Origin of the sequence: Blastococcus sp. TF02A-26 (assembly GCF_003319125.1) — a bacterium.
Taxonomy (GTDB): Bacteria; Actinomycetota; Actinomycetes; order Mycobacteriales; family Geodermatophilaceae; genus Trujillonella.
Genome location: NZ_QOHG01000003.1, coordinates 202,890 through 222,681, shown reverse-complemented (window position 1 = coordinate 222,681; position 19,792 = coordinate 202,890). Strand labels below are relative to the sequence as shown.

At 76.3% G+C, this 19,792-nt stretch carries 16 protein-coding genes; 7 read left to right on the top strand and 9 right to left on the bottom strand.

Annotated features, from left to right (window positions below; translation table 11 throughout):
• The 3 genes from DQ240_RS04775 (at position 1) to DQ240_RS04765 (ending at position 3,277) form a co-directional block, all read left to right on the top strand.
• Positions 1-1,659, top strand: coding sequence for an AMP-binding protein (locus DQ240_RS04775; protein WP_113838455.1), 1,659 nt, complete (start codon positions 1-3; stop codon positions 1,657-1,659).
• 74 nt (positions 1,660-1,733) lie between these two features.
• Positions 1,734-2,510 (top strand): enoyl-CoA hydratase-related protein, encoded by a 777-nt coding sequence (locus DQ240_RS04770; RefSeq protein ID WP_113838454.1) that lies wholly within the window; start codon positions 1,734-1,736, stop codon positions 2,508-2,510.
• Positions 2,511-2,650: 140 nt separating this feature from the next.
• A complete protein-coding gene (locus DQ240_RS04765) occupies positions 2,651-3,277 on the top strand; it encodes a hypothetical protein (RefSeq protein WP_113838453.1) in 627 nt (208 codons plus the stop codon).
• A 6-nt stretch (positions 3,278-3,283) separates the two neighbouring features.
• Here the strand turns inward: DQ240_RS04765 and DQ240_RS04760 are convergent, their stop codons facing one another.
• The 3 genes from DQ240_RS04760 to DQ240_RS23195 form a co-directional block, all read right to left on the bottom strand.
• Positions 3,284-4,783: a dynamin family protein gene (locus tag DQ240_RS04760; protein WP_113838452.1), complete on the bottom strand. Its 1,500-nt coding sequence runs from the start codon at positions 4,781-4,783 to the stop codon at positions 3,284-3,286.
• On the bottom strand, positions 4,780-6,594 hold the full coding sequence (locus tag DQ240_RS04755) for a dynamin family protein (RefSeq protein WP_113838451.1): 1,815 nt from the start codon (positions 6,592-6,594) through the stop codon (positions 4,780-4,782). Before DQ240_RS04755 ends, DQ240_RS04760 begins: the two co-directional genes overlap by 4 nt.
• Positions 6,595-6,684: 90 nt before the next feature.
• Positions 6,685-7,869 carry an IniB N-terminal domain-containing protein gene (locus tag DQ240_RS23195; RefSeq protein ID WP_158548529.1) on the bottom strand — a complete coding sequence of 395 codons (1,185 nt, stop codon included), beginning with the start codon at positions 7,867-7,869 and terminating at the stop codon, positions 6,685-6,687.
• 287 nt (positions 7,870-8,156) lie between these two features.
• Here DQ240_RS23195 and DQ240_RS24375 point away from each other — a divergent pair, with 287 nt between their 5' ends.
• A complete protein-coding gene (locus tag DQ240_RS24375; RefSeq protein WP_113838450.1) occupies positions 8,157-10,043 on the top strand; it encodes an Hsp70 family protein in 1,887 nt (628 codons plus the stop codon).
• Positions 10,040-12,637, top strand: coding sequence for a helix-turn-helix transcriptional regulator (locus DQ240_RS04740; RefSeq protein ID WP_113838449.1), 2,598 nt, complete (start codon positions 10,040-10,042; stop codon positions 12,635-12,637). The genes DQ240_RS24375 and DQ240_RS04740 overlap by 4 nt, the downstream gene beginning before the upstream one ends.
• A 30-nt stretch (positions 12,638-12,667) precedes the next feature.
• On the opposite strand, the gene DQ240_RS04735 is transcribed toward DQ240_RS04740, so the two are convergent.
• The 3 genes from DQ240_RS04735 to DQ240_RS04725 form a co-directional block, all read right to left on the bottom strand.
• Positions 12,668-12,895, bottom strand: a complete 228-nt coding sequence (locus DQ240_RS04735) for a hypothetical protein (RefSeq protein WP_113838448.1) — start codon at positions 12,893-12,895, stop codon at positions 12,668-12,670.
• A 161-nt stretch (positions 12,896-13,056) separates the two neighbouring features.
• Positions 13,057-13,335: a GlsB/YeaQ/YmgE family stress response membrane protein gene (locus DQ240_RS04730; RefSeq protein WP_233498502.1), complete on the bottom strand. Its 279-nt coding sequence runs from the start codon at positions 13,333-13,335 to the stop codon at positions 13,057-13,059.
• A 154-nt stretch (positions 13,336-13,489) separates the two neighbouring features.
• On the bottom strand, positions 13,490-14,248 hold the full coding sequence (locus tag DQ240_RS04725; protein WP_233498501.1) for a GntR family transcriptional regulator: 759 nt from the start codon (positions 14,246-14,248) through the stop codon (positions 13,490-13,492).
• A gap of 155 nt (positions 14,249-14,403) precedes the next feature.
• Here DQ240_RS04725 and DQ240_RS04720 point away from each other — a divergent pair, with 155 nt between their 5' ends.
• A complete protein-coding gene (locus DQ240_RS04720) occupies positions 14,404-14,994 on the top strand; it encodes a TetR/AcrR family transcriptional regulator (protein WP_158548527.1) in 591 nt (196 codons plus the stop codon).
• A 7-nt stretch (positions 14,995-15,001) separates the two neighbouring features.
• On the opposite strand, the gene DQ240_RS04715 is transcribed toward DQ240_RS04720, so the two are convergent.
• Positions 15,002-16,255: a metallophosphoesterase gene (locus DQ240_RS04715; RefSeq protein ID WP_233498500.1), complete on the bottom strand. Its 1,254-nt coding sequence runs from the start codon at positions 16,253-16,255 to the stop codon at positions 15,002-15,004.
• Between the two features lie 73 nt (positions 16,256-16,328).
• Positions 16,329-17,921, bottom strand: coding sequence for a CYTH and CHAD domain-containing protein (locus tag DQ240_RS04710; protein WP_113838446.1), 1,593 nt, complete (start codon positions 17,919-17,921; stop codon positions 16,329-16,331).
• A gap of 180 nt (positions 17,922-18,101) precedes the next feature.
• Here DQ240_RS04710 and DQ240_RS04705 point away from each other — a divergent pair, with 180 nt between their 5' ends.
• On the top strand, positions 18,102-18,977 hold the full coding sequence (locus tag DQ240_RS04705; protein WP_113838445.1) for a PRC and DUF2382 domain-containing protein: 876 nt from the start codon (positions 18,102-18,104) through the stop codon (positions 18,975-18,977).
• 45 nt (positions 18,978-19,022) lie between these two features.
• Here DQ240_RS04705 and DQ240_RS04700 read toward each other — a convergent pair whose 3' ends face one another.
• On the bottom strand, positions 19,023-19,787 hold the full coding sequence (locus DQ240_RS04700; protein WP_113838444.1) for a nitrilase-related carbon-nitrogen hydrolase: 765 nt from the start codon (positions 19,785-19,787) through the stop codon (positions 19,023-19,025).
• Positions 19,788-19,792: the final 5 nt, after the last annotated feature.

Below are 19,792 nucleotides of genomic sequence, written 5' to 3'. Positions count from 1 at the left end.
GTGGGTGTCTACGACGAGCGCCCCTGGCTGGCCCGGTACGCCGAGGGGCAGCCGGCCGACTACGAGATCGAGTGCGGCGACGCCCTGGAGATGTACCGCGCCGGGGTCGCGCGGGACCCCGACGGCGTCGCCCTGCACTACTTCGACGGCACGGTCACCCGGCGGGAGCTCGACGAGCTCAGCGACGCGCTCGCCGCCGGGCTGCTCGCCTCGGGGTTCGCGCCGGGCGATCGGCTCGCCGTCTACCTGCAGAACGTGCCCCAGTTCGTCATCGCGATGGTGGCGACCTGGAAGGCCGGCGGCGTCATGGTGTCGATCAACCCGATGAGCCGGACGCGCGAGCTGTCGTACCTGCTCGCGGACTCCGGCGCCACGGTGCTGCTCTCCCTCGAGACCCTCTACGACCAGGTCGCGCGGGACGTGGTGCCCGACACCGACGTCCGGCTGGTCCTGACCACCAGCGAGCTGGACTTCCAGACCCGCGACGACGAGCGGCTGTTCGCCGGCACGCAGCGGCAGCGGCACGAGGGCACCGAGGACCTGCTGGAGTTCGCCGGGCGGTACCGCGGGCAGGTGCCCCCGCCGGTCCACCTCACCCCGGACGACGTCGCGTTCCTGACCTACACCTCGGGCACGACCGGCGTGCCCAAGGGCGCGATGAACACCCACCGCAACGTCGTCTTCACCGCGCAGGTCTACCGGGACTGGGCGCACGCCGGCCGGGACGGGTCGATCTTCGGCATCGCCCCGCTGTTCCACATCACCGGGCTGATCGGCCACATCGCGGTCAGCATGCTGGTGCCGGCGCCGCTGGTGCTGGCCTACCGGTTCGAGCCGCAGGTGGTGCTCGACGCGCTCCTGGAGCACCGGCCGACCTTCACCATCGGCGCGATCACCGCGCTGAACGCGCTGCTCAACGCCCCCGGCTTCACGCGTGACCACTTCTCCTCGTTCACCTCCGTCTACTCCGGCGGCGCGGCGATCTCCCCGACGGCGGAGAAGGCGTTCCGAGAGGCGACGGGCATCCAGGTGCACAACGCCTACGGCCTCACGGAGACGACGTCGCCGATGACCGTGACGCCCTTCGGCTCACCGTCGCCGGTCGACCCGACCTCGGGCGCGCTGTCGGTGGGGACGCCGGCGCCGAGCACCGTCGTCCGCATCCAGGACGACGAGCACCGCGACCTCCCGCTCGGCGAGGTGGGCGAGATCGTCGCCGAGGGCCCCCAGGTCGTCGCCGGGTACTGGCGGAAGCCGGAGGAGACCGCGGCGAACCTGCCCGGCGGGGCCCTGCGCAGCGGCGACGTCGGGTTCATGGACCCCGACGGCTGGGTGTACATCGTCGACCGCAAGAAGGACATGATCAACGCGTCCGGCTACAAGGTCTGGCCGCGCGAGGTCGAGGACGTGCTGGCCGAGCACCCGGCGGTGCGCGAGTCCGCCGTCGTCGGCGTGCCCGACGAGAAGCGCGGCGAGACGGTCAAGGCCTACGTCAGCCTCAAGGCCGGGGCGCAGGTCACCCCGGAGGAGCTGATCGCGCACTGCCGGGAGCGGATGGCCGCCTACAAGTACCCGCGCCAGGTCGAGGTCGTCGACGAGCTGCCCAAGACGGTGACCGGCAAGATCCTCCGCCGCGAGCTGCGGGATCGGGGGGCCTGAGGCGCCGCGCGGGCGCGTGGCAGGGTGTCGCCCGGTCGCGGTGGTCGCGACCGGCACGGCACGGGAGGACGACGATGGCGGACACGGTGACCCGGCAGGACGCGGACGGCGTCGCGACCATCACGCTGCTGCAGCCGGGGCTGACCTCGGCCCTGCGGCGCGACCTGACCGCCGTCGTCACCGACGTGGCCGCCGACGAGTCGGTCCGGGCGGTCCTCCTGACCGGGAGCGGGCGCGCCTTCTGCGTCGGGCAGGACCTGGCCGAGCACGTCGAGTCGCTCCGCGGGAACGCCGCGACGTCCCTGTCGATCGTCGAGGACGAGTACAACCCGCTGGTCCTGGCGCTGTCCGGGCTGCGGGTGCCCGTGGTGGTCGGCATCAACGGCGCCTGCGCCGGCGCCGGTCTCGGGCTCGCGCTGGCCGGCGACCTCCGGGTCGCCGCGGCCGGGGCCAAGTTCACCACCGCCTTCACGGGCATCGGCCTGTCCAGCGACTCGGCGCTCGCCTCCCGGCTGGTGCACTGCGTCGGCGGCTCGCGGGCCGCCCAGCTGCTGCTCCTCCCCGAGCCCTTCCCGGCCGAGACCGCCGAGCAGTGGGGCCTGGTGCACCGGGTCGTGCCGGCCGAGCAGGTCGCCGCCGAGGCCCGGGCGCTCGCCATGCGACTGGCCGCCGGCCCGACGGCCGCCTACCGCGCGGTCAAGACCGTGCTGGCGACGGCCGCCACCGACTCCCTCGAGGAGACCCTCGCCCTCGAGGCCCGCCTGCAGACGCCGCTGGGCACGAGCGTCGACCACCGCGAGGCGGTCGAGGCGTTCCTGGCCAAGCGGCCGGCCGTGTTCACCGGTCACTGAGCACCGGTCACTGAGCGCAGCCGCGGCACTGCCGGGCGTCGGGGACACAGCTCTCCTCCGGACGGCGGGACGGACCGGTCCCCCGACGGGCGGTCCGCTTGGGACCCTCCTGCCGTCGTCGTCCGACGGAGGGGGAGCTCGTGACCGAGCAGGCACTGCGACCGGGAGCCGCAGCCGGTGAGAGGACCGCCACCGGTGAGCGGCCGCTCCCGCCCCGGCGGCCGACCCGGCTCGAGGGGAACGTGGCGGCCCCGCCGCCACGGCCGCCGCTCACCTGCGACCTCGTCCCGCCGAGCGGCCGGCCGACCGACCCCCGCCCGCGGGCGCTGGGGGTCTCGGCGCTGCTGTGGCGGGCCGCGGCGCTGGCCGCGGTCGTCACCGTGGTCGCCGCCGCGCTGGACCGGGTGGCCCTGCGGGAGCGGCTGACCGCGCTGGCCGTGGAGACCGACCCCGACGCGCCGGCCGACGTGGTCGCCGACGGCGTGCGCGTCCTGCTGGTCGCGGTGCTGGGCAGCACGCTGGTCCTGGCTCTGCTGTCGCTGGTCTGGCTGCGGCTGGTGCTGCGCCGCCGCGCGTGGGCCCGCTGGGCGCTGCTGGTCACGGCGCTGCCGGCCCTGCTGCTCGCCGACCTGACGCAGAGCACCCTCTCCGGCGGCGCCGAGATCGACCGGATCGCGGCCATCACGCAGGCCGGACTCGTCGTGGCGGCGCTCGTCGCGCTGTGGTGGCGGTCCTCCCGCCGCTGGCTGAGCGCCGCTACGTCCTGAGCGCCGCTACGTCCTGAGCGCCGGCGCGCGACCGAGTCCGGTCAGGAGCGCCTCGCACGAGGCGAGGACGACGTCCGCGGCGTCGGTGGCCGGCCGGTCCAGCGCCGGATCGGTGGTGACCTGCCGCCAGCGGGCCACGGCGTCCTGCGCGGCTCCCCGCAGCTCCTCGGCGGAGCCGTCGCCGGACAGCCCCAGCCGCGACGCCGCGGCGGTGCCCTCGGCGCCGAGGAGCCGCTGCGCCTCGGCACGCAGCCCGGGCGGCAGCAGGTCGTCGGCCGCCCGCAGGCGGGCCAGCAGCGCGAGCTCGTCGACGTCGACGGCGGCCAGGCGGATGCGCTCCACCGCCTCGGCGAGCCCCTCCGTGCCCGGGCGGGGCGAGGTCCGGAGCAGGTCCCCGACCACCTGCAGGGCCGCCGCGACGCGCAACTGCCTCCCGCGGCCGGTGAAGTGGACCTGCAGGAGCCGCTGGAGCTCGGGCAGACCGGAGCGGCGGAGGAGCTCGTCGGCCAGGGTCGCGGCGTCGCCGATCCCGGCGTGGACCAGGGCGACCGCCAGCCGGACCCCGAACAGGCCCAGCCGCTCGAGCAGCCCGGCCCGCACCGTCGGCGAGACCTCGACCGGCGCCTCGGCGCGCAGGAACCGGTCGGTGGTGAGCAGCATCGCCGCCACGGCGGTCCGGTCGGCCGCCGCGAGGGCGCGCAGCGCGACCACGTCCCCGTGCCGCAGCGTGCGCGCGCCCAGCGCCAGCAGTCCCGCGACCGGGACGACGGCCGAGGTGACCGCGGCGATGGCCGGGTCGGCGGACATCCGGCGGGCGACGGCGGCCGCCGCCTGCAGGGCGTCCAGTCGCGCGCCGCCCACCTCGTCGGCCCGGGACAGCACCGTGAGCGTGGCGGTGTGCCGGCCCGCCGCGGCCGCCGCGGCCTGGAAGGAGGTGAGCGCGGCGACGTCGTCGGGCTGCAGGTGGCGGGTGAGGTAGAGGACGGCGTCCACGCCCGGCACGCCGTCCCCGGCCTCGAGGAAGGAGGTGGTCCGGTCGCTGGCGTCGGTCGACAGGGAGGCCAGGCCGGGGCTGTCGACGAGCGTCGCCGCCTCCAGCTCGGGCGCGGGCCACTCGACCACCACCTGCGCGACGTCCTCCGGCGCGGACCCGCCCAGGTCCAGCCGCAGCCCGCCGCCGACCCGGCGTGCCGGCAGGACCCGCGACGTCCCCGCCGTGTCGTGCAGCACCACCTTCGGGATCCGCCCGTACCGGTAGACGGTGACCACGCGGGTGCACTCGCCCGCGTCGGTGGGCGCCAGCCGGGCCCCGACCAGCGCGTCGAGCAGGGTGGACTTGCCCGCCTTGACCCGGCCGACCAGGGCGATGCGCAGCGGCTCGTCCATCCGCTGCCGGACGGCGCTCAGCCGCGAGGCCGCAGCGGGCTCGTCGGCGTACACCTCGAGGGCCTCCCCCAGCAGCGCCCGGACCTGCTCGACCGGGTCCTCCTCCGCCGGCGCGGTCACCGCGTGCCTCCCGTCAGGCCCGGCTCGAGGGACCGGACGTCGCGGGCCAGCCGGTCGAGTTCGGCGAGCCGCTGGCGCACCGCGCGGACCTGCGCGTCCCGCTCCGCGGTGGCCGACCGGCTGGCCCGCTGCGCGGCCTTGACCGCGTCGGCCAGCGACTGCGACATCTCGTCCACCGTGTCGGTGATCGTGTCCCGCAGGGTGCGCTGGACCAACCGCAGCCGGTCCTTGAGCTGCTTGCCGACCTGGAAGACCACCTCGTCCAGGTGCCGGCGCACGATCGACTTCGCCTCGGACTGCCGGCGCGACAGCCGCTGGGCCTTGTCGTCGCGGTACGCCCGGCGGCCCATGAGCACGCCGGCGGCCAGCGAGAACGGGTTGATGATGGCCAACCCGGCCAGGCTCGTCACCAGCCCGGTCATGAGGACGCCGGTGTAGGAGCCGCGCAGCCCGATGAGGACCCGCTCCCGCAGCGGCAGGGCGCCGCTGTCGATCGCCGGGAGGTCCACCAGCGTCTCCAGCGCCTCGGCCGCGCTGCCCACGGTGAGCTCCGGCAGCGCGGTGCCGCTGTCGGCGGTGAACTGGCCGATCACCTGCTCGGCGAGGAACTGCGAGCGCTGCTCGGCCCAGACGAAGCTGTCGGCGACGGCGAGCGCGATGCACTGGTCGAGCCACTCGGCCAGCTCCCGCCACGCGGGGCCGGGGTCGCCGGCGTCGATCGCCTCCTCGGCCTCGCGGGTGACCACCCGGGAGCGGTCGCGCAGGTCGTGGTCGATGTCGGCCAGCAGGTCGGTGACGCCGTCGGCGAGCGTCTGCTGCCAGCGCGAGGAGCGGCGGCGGAGCTCCTCGACGGCGACCCGGGCCTCCTCCAGCTCGCCGACGAGCTCCTCACGGCCGTCGGGGTCCTCCAGCCCGCGCAGCTCCGTGCGGACGGCCAGCGCCAGGTGCTCGGCCACCGAGGAGAGGTCGTGCACGAGCGCCCGCCGCGACAGCGCCTCGGCCCGCTCGACGACCTCCCGGCGCAGGTACCGGGCCAGCGCACCGATCCCCGACTCCTCCTGCAGCTCCCGGTCCTGCGTCGTCAGGGCGAGGACGCCGAGCGTCGCGGACACGGGCAGCACCTCCGCCGGTACCTCCGCGGCGTGCAGGTGCGCCCGGTCCAGCTCGGCGATCCGCCGCCAGTCCGGGCACGCGTCGGTCTTGGTGAGGACGCAGACCACCGTGGGGCACAGCGCCGCCGCCTGGGTGAGGAACGCCAGCTCGGGGGCGGTGAACTCCTGACTGGCGTCCGAGACGAACAGGACGGCGTCGGCGCTGGGGAGCAGGTCGATCGTCGTCGGCGAGTGCGCGGCCCCCACCCCGCCGACGCCGGCGGTGTCGACCAGCTCGAGGCCGTCGGCGAGCAACCGCCGGGGCAGCTCGACCTCCGCCTGCAGGACGCCCTCGGCCGCCGTCCCGGTCACCCGGGCGGCGACGGTCTCGATCGGGACGGGCAGCCGCGTCGTCGTCCCCCCGCCGTCGTCGCCCGCCGCCGCCCCGGCGAGGAGCAGCTCGGCGCGGGGGCTCTCCCCCGACCGCACGACGGTGGGGACGGTGGTCGCGACGTCGTCGGCGACCGGGCACACCGGGGCGCCCACCAGGGCGTTGACCAGCGAGCTCTTGCCCTGCTTGGGCTCGCCGACGACCAGCACCCGCACGCTGGGCGCCTCGACCCGCTGCTTGACGCGGGTCAGCCGCCGGTGCAGGTCGGGGCGTTCGCACAGGGCGGTGAGGGCGAGCGCGCGGTCGAGCAGTGCACCGGGGGTCGGCACGGGGGCGTCCTCCTGTCGGGAGCGGCGAACGGGAACGGACCCGGTGCCGGCTCCGTCAGGGGAGCCGGCACCGGGCCGGATCGGGTGCGGTCAGCCGACCATCGGGTCGCCCGTGACGACCGGGACGACGACCACGACGTCGTCGTTACCGATCCCGTCGTCGTTACCGATCCCGTCGTCGTTGCCGATCCCGACGTCGTCGTTGCCGATGGCGTTGTGGTCGTTGCCGATGACGTTGATGTCGGACGCGAGGTCGTGGGACTGGTCGATGTCCCCGTCCACGTCGGACTGGAAGTCGTGGGACTGGTCGATCTCGGTGTCCTCGAGGTCGGACTGGAAGTCGTGGGACTGGTCGATCTCGGTGTCCTCGAGGTCGGACTGGAAGTCGTGCGACTGGTCGACGTCCTCGACGTCACCGTTGACCGTGGACGCGTTGCCGGAGACCTCGTTGCCCACGTAGACGTCCTCGATGCCGGCGTCCGAGTCGTCGCCCACGGCGTTGCCCACGCCGCCCACGCTGGTGTTGCCCTCGCCGTCGTTCTCGCTGCCGACCTGGTGGCCGCCGACGATGCTGCCCGGGCCGGTCTCGACCAGGACGGGCCCGACGGTGATGTCGCCGTCGTGCGAGGAGTTGCTCGACTCGTCCTGGGCGACCTGGCCGTGGTTGCCGATGGCGACGTTGTTGTCCTTGATGACGGTCGTCGTGTTGCCGATCTCGACGTCGCCCTCGTTGTCGTCGACGATCACGTCGTCGCCGTCGCCGCCGAAGATGAGGTCCGCGTCGCCCTTGACCCAGATGTTGGTCGAGGCGTCGGTGTAGGTGAACGTGTTCTGGACGTGCGTCACCTGGATGTTCTGCACGTGCGCGATGACCGTCGTCTCGGACCCGGCGGGGACCGGTCCGTGGTGGTGGTGGTCCGGCTTGTCGTCGTCGCAGTGGTCCACCGGCTTCGGCATGTGCGGCTTGTCGTCGTCGTCGCAGGGATCGACCGGCTTGGGCGCGTGGTGGTCGTCGCAGTGGTCGACCGGCCGGACGACGGGCCCGTCGTCGTCGCAGTGGTCCGGCTTCGGGTGGTGCACGGGGGCGTGGTGCCAGCCACCGGGGCTGTAGCCGGCGACCATCGGCATGAGGTCGTGCACCTCGGCCGGTGAGACGTCCGGCAGGCCGGCGTCGGCCAGCGCCTGCTCCGGGTCGTCGGCGAAGGCCCGGGCGGCGTCCTCGTCGCCGAACAGGCCGAGGATGAAGTCGAGCACGGAACTGGCGAGCATCGTCATCGTGGTTCCTCCGGTGTCGAGCCGTCCGCCGTCGGCCGGCTGGCCCCGGAAGTGGATGCCGGGCACCGGTGTCGGGGCATCGGGGGAGATCCCCCTCCTTCGACAGCGGTGTTGGGGGGGAACCGGTCACGCATCGTCAGGGCACGGGGGGTGTCGCCCCCTGGTTGCCGCGGATTCACCGGCCGGACGACGGGATCCGACACAGGAGCGTCCTCCGCTGGCTAGCTTCCGGGAGCCGCTGAGGCCCCGGGGTCGGGGTCCCGGGGGGACGGCGTGAGGAGGCATCCGTGCACATCGACGAGTACGGGCTCGGCATCGACGTCGGCGACGGCACCATCTCCGCAGCGACGTGCCGGCTCGAGGGAGGCGGAGCCGGTGCCGCCGTGCCCCTGGCGCTGGGCCGGGACGGCACGACGGCACCGGCGGTCCTGCGCCCCGAGGAGGGAGGGGCGGTCAGCTACGGCCACGGCGCCCGTGACCCCGGAGGGGTCCCCCGGGTCCCCTCCCGGCTCGGCCGGCCCACCCCCGTCCACGCCGGGGAGCGCGCGGTACCGCCGGAGGACCTGCTGGCCGGCGCCGTGCAGGCCGTCCGCGCCGTCGCCGCCGAGCGGGAGGGCCGGGCCGACGCCTGGACCGTCGTCACCGTCCCGCCGTCCTGGGGCCCGCACCGCCGCGCCACGCTCGCCCGCGCCCTCGACGGGGCGGGGGTACCGAGGTTCACGCTCGTCTCCACCGCCGTGGCCGCGGTGCAGCACCACCTCGCGCTGGGCGAGCTGCCCGCGCCGGCCACCGTCGCCGTCCACGACGTGGGCAGCGACCGGTCGGACACCGCCGTGGTCGAGGTGGCGGACGACGGCAGCGCCGCGCACCGCGGGACCCCGCCCGCGCCGGCACCCTGGGGCGGCCGCGACCTGGACGACGCCGTCCTGGCCGTCGTCCGTGACCTGGCGGCGGGCACCCCCGCCGACGGGGCGCTGCGCGCGGCGTGCACGGCCGCACGGGAGGCCCTGTCCACCGCCACGACCGCGTCCGTGCCGGCCGGCGGTGGTGACGGAGCGGTCCGCCTCACCCGGGAGGACGTCGACGAGCTCGTCGCCGGGCCGGCGGAGGCGGCGGCCGTCGCGCTGCGTGAGGCGGTGGAGGGCGCCGGGCTCGGCCCCGACGACCTGGCGGCCGTCGTCCTCGCCGGCGGGGTGGCGCGGACGCCGATGCTCGCCGAGGTGCTGTCCGGCGCGTCGGCCGCGCCCCTGCTCGTCGCCGACGCCCCCGAGCTGAGCAGCGCCCTCGGTGCGGCCCGCCTGGCCGCGGACGCCGTGGCCGCGGACGCCGTGGCCGCGGACGCCGCGGACGCCGTGGCCGCGGGCGCCGTGGCCGTCCTCCCCCTCCCCCGGCGGAGCCCGGCACCCGGCCGCGGGCCGCGCGTCCCGGTCCGGCCCACGACACCGTCCCGGCCGGCCACCCTCTCCCCGCCGCCCCGGGCGCCGCGCGGGACCCGGCGCACGGCGGTCGTGGCGGGTGCCGTGGTGGCTCTCCTGGCACTGCCACCCGCGCTGGCGTCGGTCTTCGACGTCGGCGGTGGCGCCACCCCCGACAGCGCGGTCGCCGGAACGGGCGGTCCCGGCGGTCAGGTCGCGTCGGGCAGTCCGCTGGGCGGGCCCGCCGGCCGGAGCCTGCCGGGACTGCTGGTCACCGGTGCCACCGGGACCCCGGCCACGTCCCTGGCGGCCGCGCGGCCGACCGGCACGTCCGCGGACCCGGCGACCACACCGAGCCCCCTGCTGCGCCTCACCGCGCCCCGGAGCTCGGCGCCCTCCGGCGCGGCCGGCACGACCGCCGGCACGCCGTCCCCCGGCACCGCGGCCGACAGCACCGTGTCCGACGGCTCGACGGCCGGCACCAGCGCCGCGTCCGGCCCGGCGAACCCGCCGACCGACGCCTCGATCGCCGGCGCTCCCGGCACACCGGCCGGCCCGGCGGCGGCGGATCCGGGCCCGGAGCCGACGCCCGATCCGGCTCCCACCCCGACCCCCGTCTCCGACCCGGCTCCGGAGCCGACGCCCACCCCGACCCCCACGTCGGACTCGCCGCCTCCGCCCCAGCCGACCACCGGCACCGAGAGCACCGGACCGGCTGCCGGCACGGTGACCGACGGGCCCGCGACGGTGACCCCGTGACCGGCGACGTCTGCGCGCTGGGCACGCTGCTGGCCGGCAGCCGTCCGACCGTCGCCGCCACCGTCCAGGACCTGGTGACCGGCTCCCGGGCCACCGCTGCCCCGGTGACCGTCCAGGGCCCCGGGGGCACGGGGAAGTCCGTCCTCCTCGGCGAGCTCGCCGCCGCCCACGGCCGGCGAGGTGTGCCCGTGCTGGAGCTGGACGACGTCCCCTGCGACGACGACGGCGCCGTCCGGCACGAGGCCCTCCCCGAGCGCTGCGCGGTCCTCGTCGACGACGCCCACCAGCTCACCCCCGCCGCCGCCCGCTCCGTCGGGGCGCTGCTGTACCGACCGGGGGTCGCGCTCACGCTGGCCTTCCGGCCGTGGCCGCGGCCGGCGCCACTGGTCCGGCTCGTGGAGGGGATGACGGCGCGGCGCTCGGTCGTCCTCGGGCACGCCGACCGCCCGCTGGTGCTGAGCTGGGCCCGCGAGCTCCTGGGCGACGCCGTGCCCGCGGAGCTCGTCGACGCGGTGACCGCGGAGACCGGCGGCCTGCCGGGGCTTGTGCACCCGATGCTGCACGCGCTGGCCGCCCGGCGGCGCGGCGGGCTGCGCAGCATCGGCACCGGCCGGGACGCCGCCCCGGCGGTCCTCGTGGTCCCCGACGAGGTGGTCGACCGGGCCCGCGCCGGGCTGGCCGCGCTGGACGAGGGCACCGCCGCGCTGCTGGCCGCGGTCGCCGCGGGCGCACCGGTCGACGAGGAGGTGCTCGGGGAGGTCCTCCACCGGGACCCCGACGACGCCGGCGACCTCGTCGCACGGGCCCGGGCGACCGGCCTGCTGCTGCCCGACGGCACGCTCGTGCCCCTGATCCGCCGGATCCTGCTGGCGGTCACGCCGGCGGACTCCCTGCGCAGCACCCGCCGGCGGCTGCTGCGTCTGCTGCTGGACCGCGGCGAGGAGCCGCTGGCGCTGGCCCGCACGCTGGCGGCCGACCACGTCCGGGACGTCCGTGCCGCGCAGCTGCTGCAGCGGCAGGGCGAGGCGGCGCTGGCCGACGACCCGGGTCTGGCCTCGCGGCTGCTGGAGGAGGCGGTGTCCAGCGGCGCCCCCATCCCGGGTCTCGCCGCCCAGCGGGCGCAGGCGGCCGCCCTCACCGGAGACCTCGACGGCGCGCTCCGGTGGGCCGACGCAGCCCTGGCCGACGCCGACGACCCGAACCGCGCCTGCGCCGCCGGCGTCACGGCCGCGGTCCTCGCCCGCCGCGGGCTGCTCCGCCGGGCCGCCGACCTCTACCGCCTGGCCGGCCGGGAGCGCAGCGGGTCGACCGCCGTCGCGCTGCTGGCCACCGGCGCCCGCGAGGAGGCCCTCGAGGTGCTCTCCCGCGCGGCCACGGCCGAGGGACGGATGCCCACGGTGCTCTCGGTGGGCGAGGAGCTCATGGCGCAGGGCGTGCACACCTCGTTGCAGCCCGGCGCGGACACCGCGGCCACGGCGGCCGCCGCCCTCTCCACGCTCACCCGGGCCGCCGCCGTCCTGGAACCGGTCGGCCGCGGGGTCCTGCTGGCCGACACCCCGGCCGCCCTCGCCGCGCTGGTCGCGGTGCACAGCGGTGAGCTGGGGGTCGCCGAGTCGGTGCTCCAGCGCGCGGTCGCCGCGGACCTGGGCGGACCGCCGAGCCGGCCGCGGCACCTGCTGCTGCTGGGCTGGCTGTCGATGCTGACCGGCCGGTTGCCCCGGGCCACGGACCTGCTCGCCGAGGCCCGCGGAACGGAGTCGCTGGAGCCGCGCGACGACCTCTTCGCCACCGCGCTGGAGGTGGGCATCGCCCGCCGGGGTGGGGACGTGCCCGGCCTGGCCCGCGCCTGGGAGCACGTGCCCGAGGCGCTCGTGCGCCACCCGATGGACCTGTTCACCCTGCTCCCCCTCGGAGAGCTGCTGGTCGCCGCCGCGCGGCTCGAGGAAGGCGCGCGGCTGGAGCCGCACGTCGCCGACGCGCAGGCGCTGCTGGAGCGGCTGGGCAACCCCCGGCTGTGGGCCACCGCGCTGCACTGGAGCGCGGCACAGGCGGCCATCCTGACCGACGACCCGACGGCGCTGCGGCCGCACGCGGCGGAGCTGGTGGGGGCGGCGCGGACCAGCCCCTACGCGGCCGTGCTGGCCCGGGCGGGCCGGATCTGGCTGCGCGTCCTGGCCGACGACGTCGACGACGCCCGGGTGGTGGAGGTGGCGCAGGAGCTGGCCGGTGTCGGCCTGGCCTGGGACGGCTCACGGCTGGCCGGTCAGGCCGCTGCACGGGCCGTGGAGCCGCGGGCCCGGGCGGCACTGCTGGCGTGCGCGCGGGGTCTGGCCGACGTCCCGGCGGGAGAGCAGGAGCCGCCGGCGGGCACCCCGGCGTCCTGCCCGTCCACGGCCGGCGCGCTCAGCGACCGGGAGCGGGAGGTGGCCCGGCTGGTGGTGGCGGGGCAGACCTACCGGGAGATCGGCGGCCGGCTGTACATCTCGGCGAAGACGGTGGAGCACCACGTCTCCCGGATCCGCCGGCGGCTGGGGGCCGGCACCCGGTCGGACCTGGTGGCCCGGCTGCGCGCGGAGCTGGCGCAGGGGGCCTGAGGGGGCGCGGGGGCCGGGTGGCCCCCGTCGTCAGCCGGCGAGGACGACGCAGGAGACGCAGACGTCGCGCTCGGCGACGGGCCACGCCTGGTCGACGCTGACGCGGGCGAGCGAGCCGCAGAGCGTCAGCTCGCAGGCCCCGTCGACCTCGCTGGGGTCGCGGTGCACCTCGACGGCGTGCCAGAGGGCCGCGGTCGGGCCGTGCGCCCGGCTGCGGGCGGCGACGAACGTGGTGGAGCGGACGAGGGCGGTGGTCATGCCCTCAAGGTCGGCTCCGGAGAGCCCGGGGAGGAGACCCCGGACGCACGGATCACCCCTCCGGGGGAGGGGTGATCGGCTCACGGGGTGATCCGGCGGCCGGCCGACGCCGGGGAGGCGGTCCCGCGGGTGCGGTCCCGCTCCCCGGCGGCCGGCAGACGTCAGCGGACGGCGCGGCTGCGACCGCTGGACAGCCGCTCGGCGATGCCGACCAGCAGGACCGCCGCGACCACGGCGAAGATGAAGCCGAGGACGTTGAGCTCGAACGGGCTGGTGTTGTCGTTCAGCAGCCCGCCGATCGTGCCGCCGATGAAGGCGCCGACGACGCCCAGGGCCAGCGTCGCGACGATGCTCATGTGCTGCTTGCCCGGCGTGATCAGCCGCGCGAGGGCACCGATGATGAGCCCGACGACGATGAGCCCGATGATCTGACCAATCACAGCTGTCTCCTTGAGTCCGTCCGGCCGTGCGCACCAGGCGGGATCGCCGGGCGCCCGGGACCGGTGCACCGGAGGCGCCGTCACCCCCGATCGGGCGCCTCGTGACCGCTCCATACCCGGCCCGACCACCGGTGATGCACGGACGCTCGCGGGGTCACCCGACCGGGGGCCCCCCTGCCGCGGCGACCGACACCTCGAACGCGACCCGGCTCACGTCCGGCCGCAGGCGGGAGAAGCTGTGCACCAGCGGGCTACCACCGCTGTCGCGCACCGTCGTCCGCACCACGAGCAGCGGGGAGCCGGCGACGATCTGCAGCTGGCCGGCCTCCTCCGGGGTCGCGGTCCCGACGTCGACGACGATCCGCGCCCGCGCCAGGTCGGCGTCGTACTCGGCCCGCAGGTGGTCGTAGAGGGAACCGTCGTCGAGGTCGGCGCCGGCCGCTCCGGGGAACCGGGCCGCGGGCAGGAAGCTGTGCGCGACGTGGTTGGGCGCACCGTCGACGCTGCGCAGCCGGACGAGCTCGACGACGTCCGCGGCGACCTCGAGGTCCAGTTCGGCGGCGATCGACGCCGGCGCCGGGACCACCCGCTGGACGAGCACCCGGGAGCCGACCTCCGCCCCCCGCTCGGCCATGACCGTGCTCCAGCCGGCGATCCGGTGCACGAAGCTCTCGCGGTACTCGTGCCGGATCGCCGGACGCTTCACGAAGGTGCCGCGGCCCTGCTCGCGGACGAGGTGCCCGTCGGCCACCAGGCCGTCGACGGCACGGCGCAGGGTGATCCGGCTGACCCCGTACTCGGCGCAGAGCACCGGCTCCGGCGGCAGCAGCGTCAGCTCCGGCAGGGCCGAGACCCGTCGACGCAGGTGCTCCCGGACCGACAGGTACTTCGGTCCCGACACGGCGCTGCTCACCGCTCGACGGTACGTGAGGAACACGTGTGGTCGTCATGTCGTCTGGGTCGTCTACCCCTCTCGGGTCGAGATCTGCGTCACCAGAGGATCGGGACCGATCGGTCCCGGCACGCCCGTCCGCCCCGATCGGCCCGCGACGTGGGAGGTTCTGCGCCGTGAACCTGGACGCGCGGGGGCGCAGGCGGGCCGAGACGCACCGCCGCATCTACGAGGTGGCGATGCGGCTGTTCCGCGAGCGGGGGTACAAGGAGGTCAGCGTCGGCGAGATCGCCGCGACCGCCGGGGTCTCGGTCCCGACGTTCTACGCGCACTTCACCAACAAGGAGCAGGTGGTCCTGCCGCTGCCCGAGCGGCCCGCCGTGCAGGCCCTGCTGGCCGCCCAGCCGCGCGGCGACTCCGTGTTCGTCACCGTCCGCGACGCGATGCTGGACTGGCTGGACTCCTACCAGGGGCGTGACCGCGACGACCTGCTCGAGCGCTGGCAGGTGGTGGTCTCCACGCCGGGGCTGCGGCTGCGCGCCGCCGAGTACGAGCGCACCACGGCGGAGATGGTGCTGGAGGCGCTGCCGCCGGCCGCCGTCACCGAGCCGCGGAAGCTGGCCACCGAACTGGTCGTCACGGCGCTGTTCTCCTCGTACACGCAGATCCTGCTGCGCTGGGGCGAGGAGGGCGGCGTCCGGTCGCTGCGCGAGGTCGCCGACGAGGTCCTGACCACCCTGCGCACCATGGGCGGCCCGCCGGGCTGAGCAGGGCTCAGCCGCGGGGCGCGCGCAGCTCGACCACGGTGACCTCGGGTCGGGCGCCGATCCGCATCGGCGGTCCCCAGTAGCCGGCACCGGAGGTCACGTACAGCTGGGTGTCGCCGTGCCGCGACAACCCCTCGGTCGCCGGCTGGTCCAGCCGGATCGCGTAGTCGAAGGGCCACAGCTGACCGCCGTGCGTGTGGCCGGACAGCTGCAGGTCCACGCCGGCGGCCCGGGCCTGGTCCACCTGGACCGGCTGGTGCGCCAGGAGCACCACGGGGACGGCGTCGTCCCGGCCGTCCAGCGCGGCGTCCAGGTCCGCGCCGTGCCCGGCCAGCCCGGAGTCCGCGGCCGTGCGGTCGTCGATGCCGGCCAGGTCGAACGACGCCGTGCCCCGCCGGATCGGCACCCGCTCGTTGCGCAGCACCTCGACGCCGAGCGTGGGCAGGTGCCGCAGCCACGCGGTCGTGTCGACGAAGTACTCGTGGTTGCCGGTCACGAAGAAGACGCCCTGCTCGCTCACCAGGTCCGCCAGCGGGGCGGCGTCCCCGGCCAGCTCGTCGACGTCCCCGTCCACCAGGTCGCCCACGATGGCGACGACGTCCGGCCGCTGCTCGTTGACGATCTCGACCAGCCGCTCGAACCGGCGGCCGCCGTAGGTGGCCGACAGGTGCCCGTCGGAGAACGTGACGATCCGCAGGCCGTCCAGCGCCGGGTCCAGGCGCTGGAGGGTGATCGGGACCCGGCGGACCACCGGCGCGGCGTTGGCGAAGTAGGCGCCGGTGCCGGCGGTGCCCAGCGCGACGGCGCCGGCGGTCACCGCGAGCGAGCGCGCCAGGAACAGCCGCCGGGTGGGGTCGACGACCGGTGCTGCCGCGGACCCGGCGGCGTCCGGCTCGGCCGCGGACCCGGCGGCGTCCAGCTCTGCCGCGGACCCGGCGGCGTCCGGCTCGACCGCGGACCCGGCGGCGGCCGGCGGTGACCGTCGCACCCACCGGCGGAACGACAGGCGCACCGGCTCCAGGACCAGCAGCGTCAGGAACAGGTAGAACGCGACGCCGAGCCAGGTGTAGGCCACCCAGTCCAGCGGTGCCGCGGCGTCCAGCGGCAGCGTGCGGCGCAGCATCAGCGCGGCCACCGGCAGCGCGGCGAGGACGGCCAGGAGGACCGTCAGCCGGCGACGCACGCGACCGGGCCGCGTCGTGGCCCGGACCAGCCGTGCCCACAGGTAGACGTGCAGCAGGGCCAGGGCCAGCAGCACCACGGTGACGAAGCCGAGCAGGGCGATCAGGGACAGCGGAGGTGCCTCTCGGCTCGGGGGGGACGGTCTGCTGCCGTCACGTCGCGGCGGCCCGCACGACCGGACGCAGGCTCGGCTCCAGCTCCCAGAAGGCGGCAGCACACGCGGCTGCTCGCGCCTCCTCGAGCGCGTACAGCCGCCCCCAGGTCCACGTCGACTCCCCGGCGGCCCCGGCGGCCCGGCCCAGCCGGAGGCACCGGTCCCGCGTGGCGACCGTGTCCTGCGCGGCGCCCAGGAGCTCCTGGACCTCCTTCATGCAGGCCACCAGCGTCTCGGCCGGCTCGCCCAGGACCGGGACGGCGACCTCCGCGGTGTAGCGGACGCGCTTGGCCGCCTTGCGGACGTCGTGCAGCGGGGAGTCCTCGTGCGGGGTCTCCTCGTCCGCGGCTCGGGCGGTCTCGACCCGCGCCGCGAGCCGCTTGCCGGTGCGCCGGATCGCCTCGGCGAGCGCGGTACGGGCCGGCTCACCGGCGGCCTCGGCCAGCGGCGGTGCGGCCAGCACCGCGTCGAGCGCGTCGAGGACGGCCAGGTAGCGACGGTCGGACAGCGTGCGCAGCGCCTTGCGGCGACCGGCCTCGGCGTCCTGCACCGCGGCGGTCTGCAGCCGGGCGACGACCGGCCCGCGCACCTGCTCCACCGGTTGGGCCTCGACGAGCTCGCGGAGGTGGGCCAGCGCCACCTCGCCGTCCCGGGCCGCGGAGAGGGCGGCGCCGATCCAGCGGAGCTCCTCGCGCAGCGGGTCGGTACCGGCCCGGTCCAGCACGGGCCGGAACGCCGCCAGGATGCTGCGCAGCCGCCGGCAGGCCACCCGGAGGTCGTGGATGCCGTCCGGCGAGCCGGTCCGGACCAGCAGGTCGGCCGCCAGGAGCGCGTCGGTCTGGGAGCGCAGCGCGCCGAGTACCACGTCGGCCGCGGTCGGCTCGGCGACCTCCCTGCCCTTGCCCTTCTTGGCCTTCTTGGCCTTCCCCTTCTTGCCGCTCTTCTCCCCCGCCGGTGCGGTCCCCTCCGGGGGCGCGGGGAGGCGGTGGGCGAGCACGCGGGCCAGCTTCGAGGGGGAGGCCGAGGGCGCCGCACCGGCCGCGGTCAGGGCGCCGACCACCGCGTCGAGCAGTGCCTCGTCGCCGTCGACCAGCTCGACCTCGACCTCGCGCCAGGTCGTCACCGTCGCCGGCTCGTCGGGCCCGGGAGCGGCGGCGGTGCCGGTCACCGTGTCGTCGGCGATCTCGGCGAGCACCCGGCCGTCGTCGGCCAGCACCGTCGTCACCACCCGGGTGGTGTCCAGGGTGGCCACCGCACCCACCGGCGCGGTCCGGACGATGCCGAGCACCGGCTCCAGGACGGCCTTCGGGGGCACGGCGCGGCGGGGGCCGAGCGGGTGCTGCCGCTCCTGGCGGGCCGGCCCGGCGGTGGGCAGCTTCAGGTGCCAGCCGGCGTCGGTCCCCCCGGTCCGGCGGCGCAGCGTGATGCGGGCCCGGGCCAGGCGCAGGTCGGCCGTGTCGAAGTAGGTGGCGGCCAGGTGGTGCTCGACCGGCTCGCCGACGGCCGCGACACCCTCGACGGTGGCGAGGTCGGGGAGGGCGAAGTCCGGGCCCGGCTCCAGCTTGCGCTCGATCTCGAGGTGCCCGCTCACGTCGCCGTCCTCCTCGGTCGTACCGGCCCTGCTGCCGGCGGTCCCGCCGACGGTAGGCCACGTGGCCGGGCGGGGTCTCCGGGGAGAGCGCCGGCCTCCCGATGTTCACCCGGCCCGACCGGTGGGCACGCAGCGTGACGAGCACCGTCAGTCGGACGGTCCGCGGAGGGGAGCCCACCCATGCTGAGCGAGCGCGAGGTGTCGGCCGCCATCGGTGGCCACGCGTACGGACCGGACGGCGAGCGGATCGGCACGGTCGAGCACTTCTTCGTCGACGACCGCACCGGCGCCCCGACGTGGGCGGCGGTCACCACCGGCCTGTTCGGGACCCGGCACTCGATCGTCCCGGCCGTGGACGCGACCTACGCCGACGGCGGGCTGCGCCTGCACGTGACCAAGGACGCGGTCCGGGCCGCGCCGCACCTCAGCGGCGACCACCTCGACCCGTCCGACGAGGCCGAGCTGCGCCGCCACTACGGGCTGGACACCGCGCTCCCGGCGACGCCGGACGTGGCGCCGCGCACCGACCCCGGGATGACGGCGGTGTCGGCGACGGACACGGCCGAGACGCCGGCGGTCGCGGCCACTCCGCCCCCGCCGGCTCCGGCGGCCGCTGCTCCGGCGGGCCCGGGCGACGGCGGGATGGTGCGCAGCGAGGAGCGGCTGCAGATCACCACCGAGCGCGTGGCCGCCACCCGTGCCCGGCTGGTCAAGTACGTGGTGACCGAGGAGGTCACGATCACCGTCCCGGTCCGGCGCGAGGAGTTCCGCATCGAGGAGGTCCCGATCGACGCGCCCGACCCCGGACCGGGCGAGACCCTCGCCGCGCCCGGGACGACGGACCCTGCACCGACCACGTCCCCCATCCCGGTCGTGAGCGGTGGGCTGCCGGAGGAGATCGTGCTGCACGCCGAGCGGCCGGTGGTGAGCGTCGAGGTCGTCCCGGTGGAGCGGGTGCGGCTGCGGACCGAGGTGGTCACCGGCTCGGAGACGGTCACCGACCAGGTGCAGCGCGAGCAGATCGTCGTCGACCAGAGCGGCTCCCCCGCCCGCTGACGTCGGAGTCGCTCGAGTGCGGAAACCGCACTCGAGCGACTCCGCTCACCACTGCCGGCGGTCCGGGAGGAAGCGCAGCCGGTCGCGGGTGGCGGCCACCTCGGCGGCGTCCACGTCGGCGAGGACGAGGGCTTCCACCCCGGCCGCGGTCGCCAGCAGCTCCCCCATCGGGCTGACGATGCGGCTGTCCCCGGCGTGCTCGGTGCCGTCGCCGGCCGGCCCCACCCGGTTGCAGCCGACGACGTAGGCCTGGTTCTCGATGGCCCGGGCCTGCAGCAGCGTCTGCCAGTGCATCCGCCGGACGGCCGGCCAGTTCGCCGTCACCAGGTAGACGTCGGTCTCCGGCGCGGCCCGCCAGAACACGTCGGCGAAGCGCAGGTCGTAGCAGACGAACGGCGTGATCCGGAGGCCGCCGATCTCGACGGTCACCGGCCCCTCGCCCGCCCGGAACCGCTCGTGCTCGCCACCGTGGGTGAACGGGTGCAGCTTCCGGTAGCGGTGGACCGTTCCGTCCGGTCCGGCGAGGACGAACGAGTTGAACGGCAGGTCCGCGCCGGCGGCGATCTCCGGGCAGCTGCCGGCCACCCACACGCCGTGCTCGGCGGCCTGGGCGACCAGGAACTGCGACGACGGACCACCCTCGGGCTCGCCGATGCCCGGTGTCATCGAGAAGCCGGTGGAGAAGGTCTCGCTGAGCAGCACCAGCTCCGCGCCGGCCGCCGCCGCCCGGCCCACCTGCGGCGCGAGGCGGGCGAGATTGGCGTCCCGGTCCTCCCAGACGATGTCGTGCTGGACAGCGGCGATCCTCACGAAGC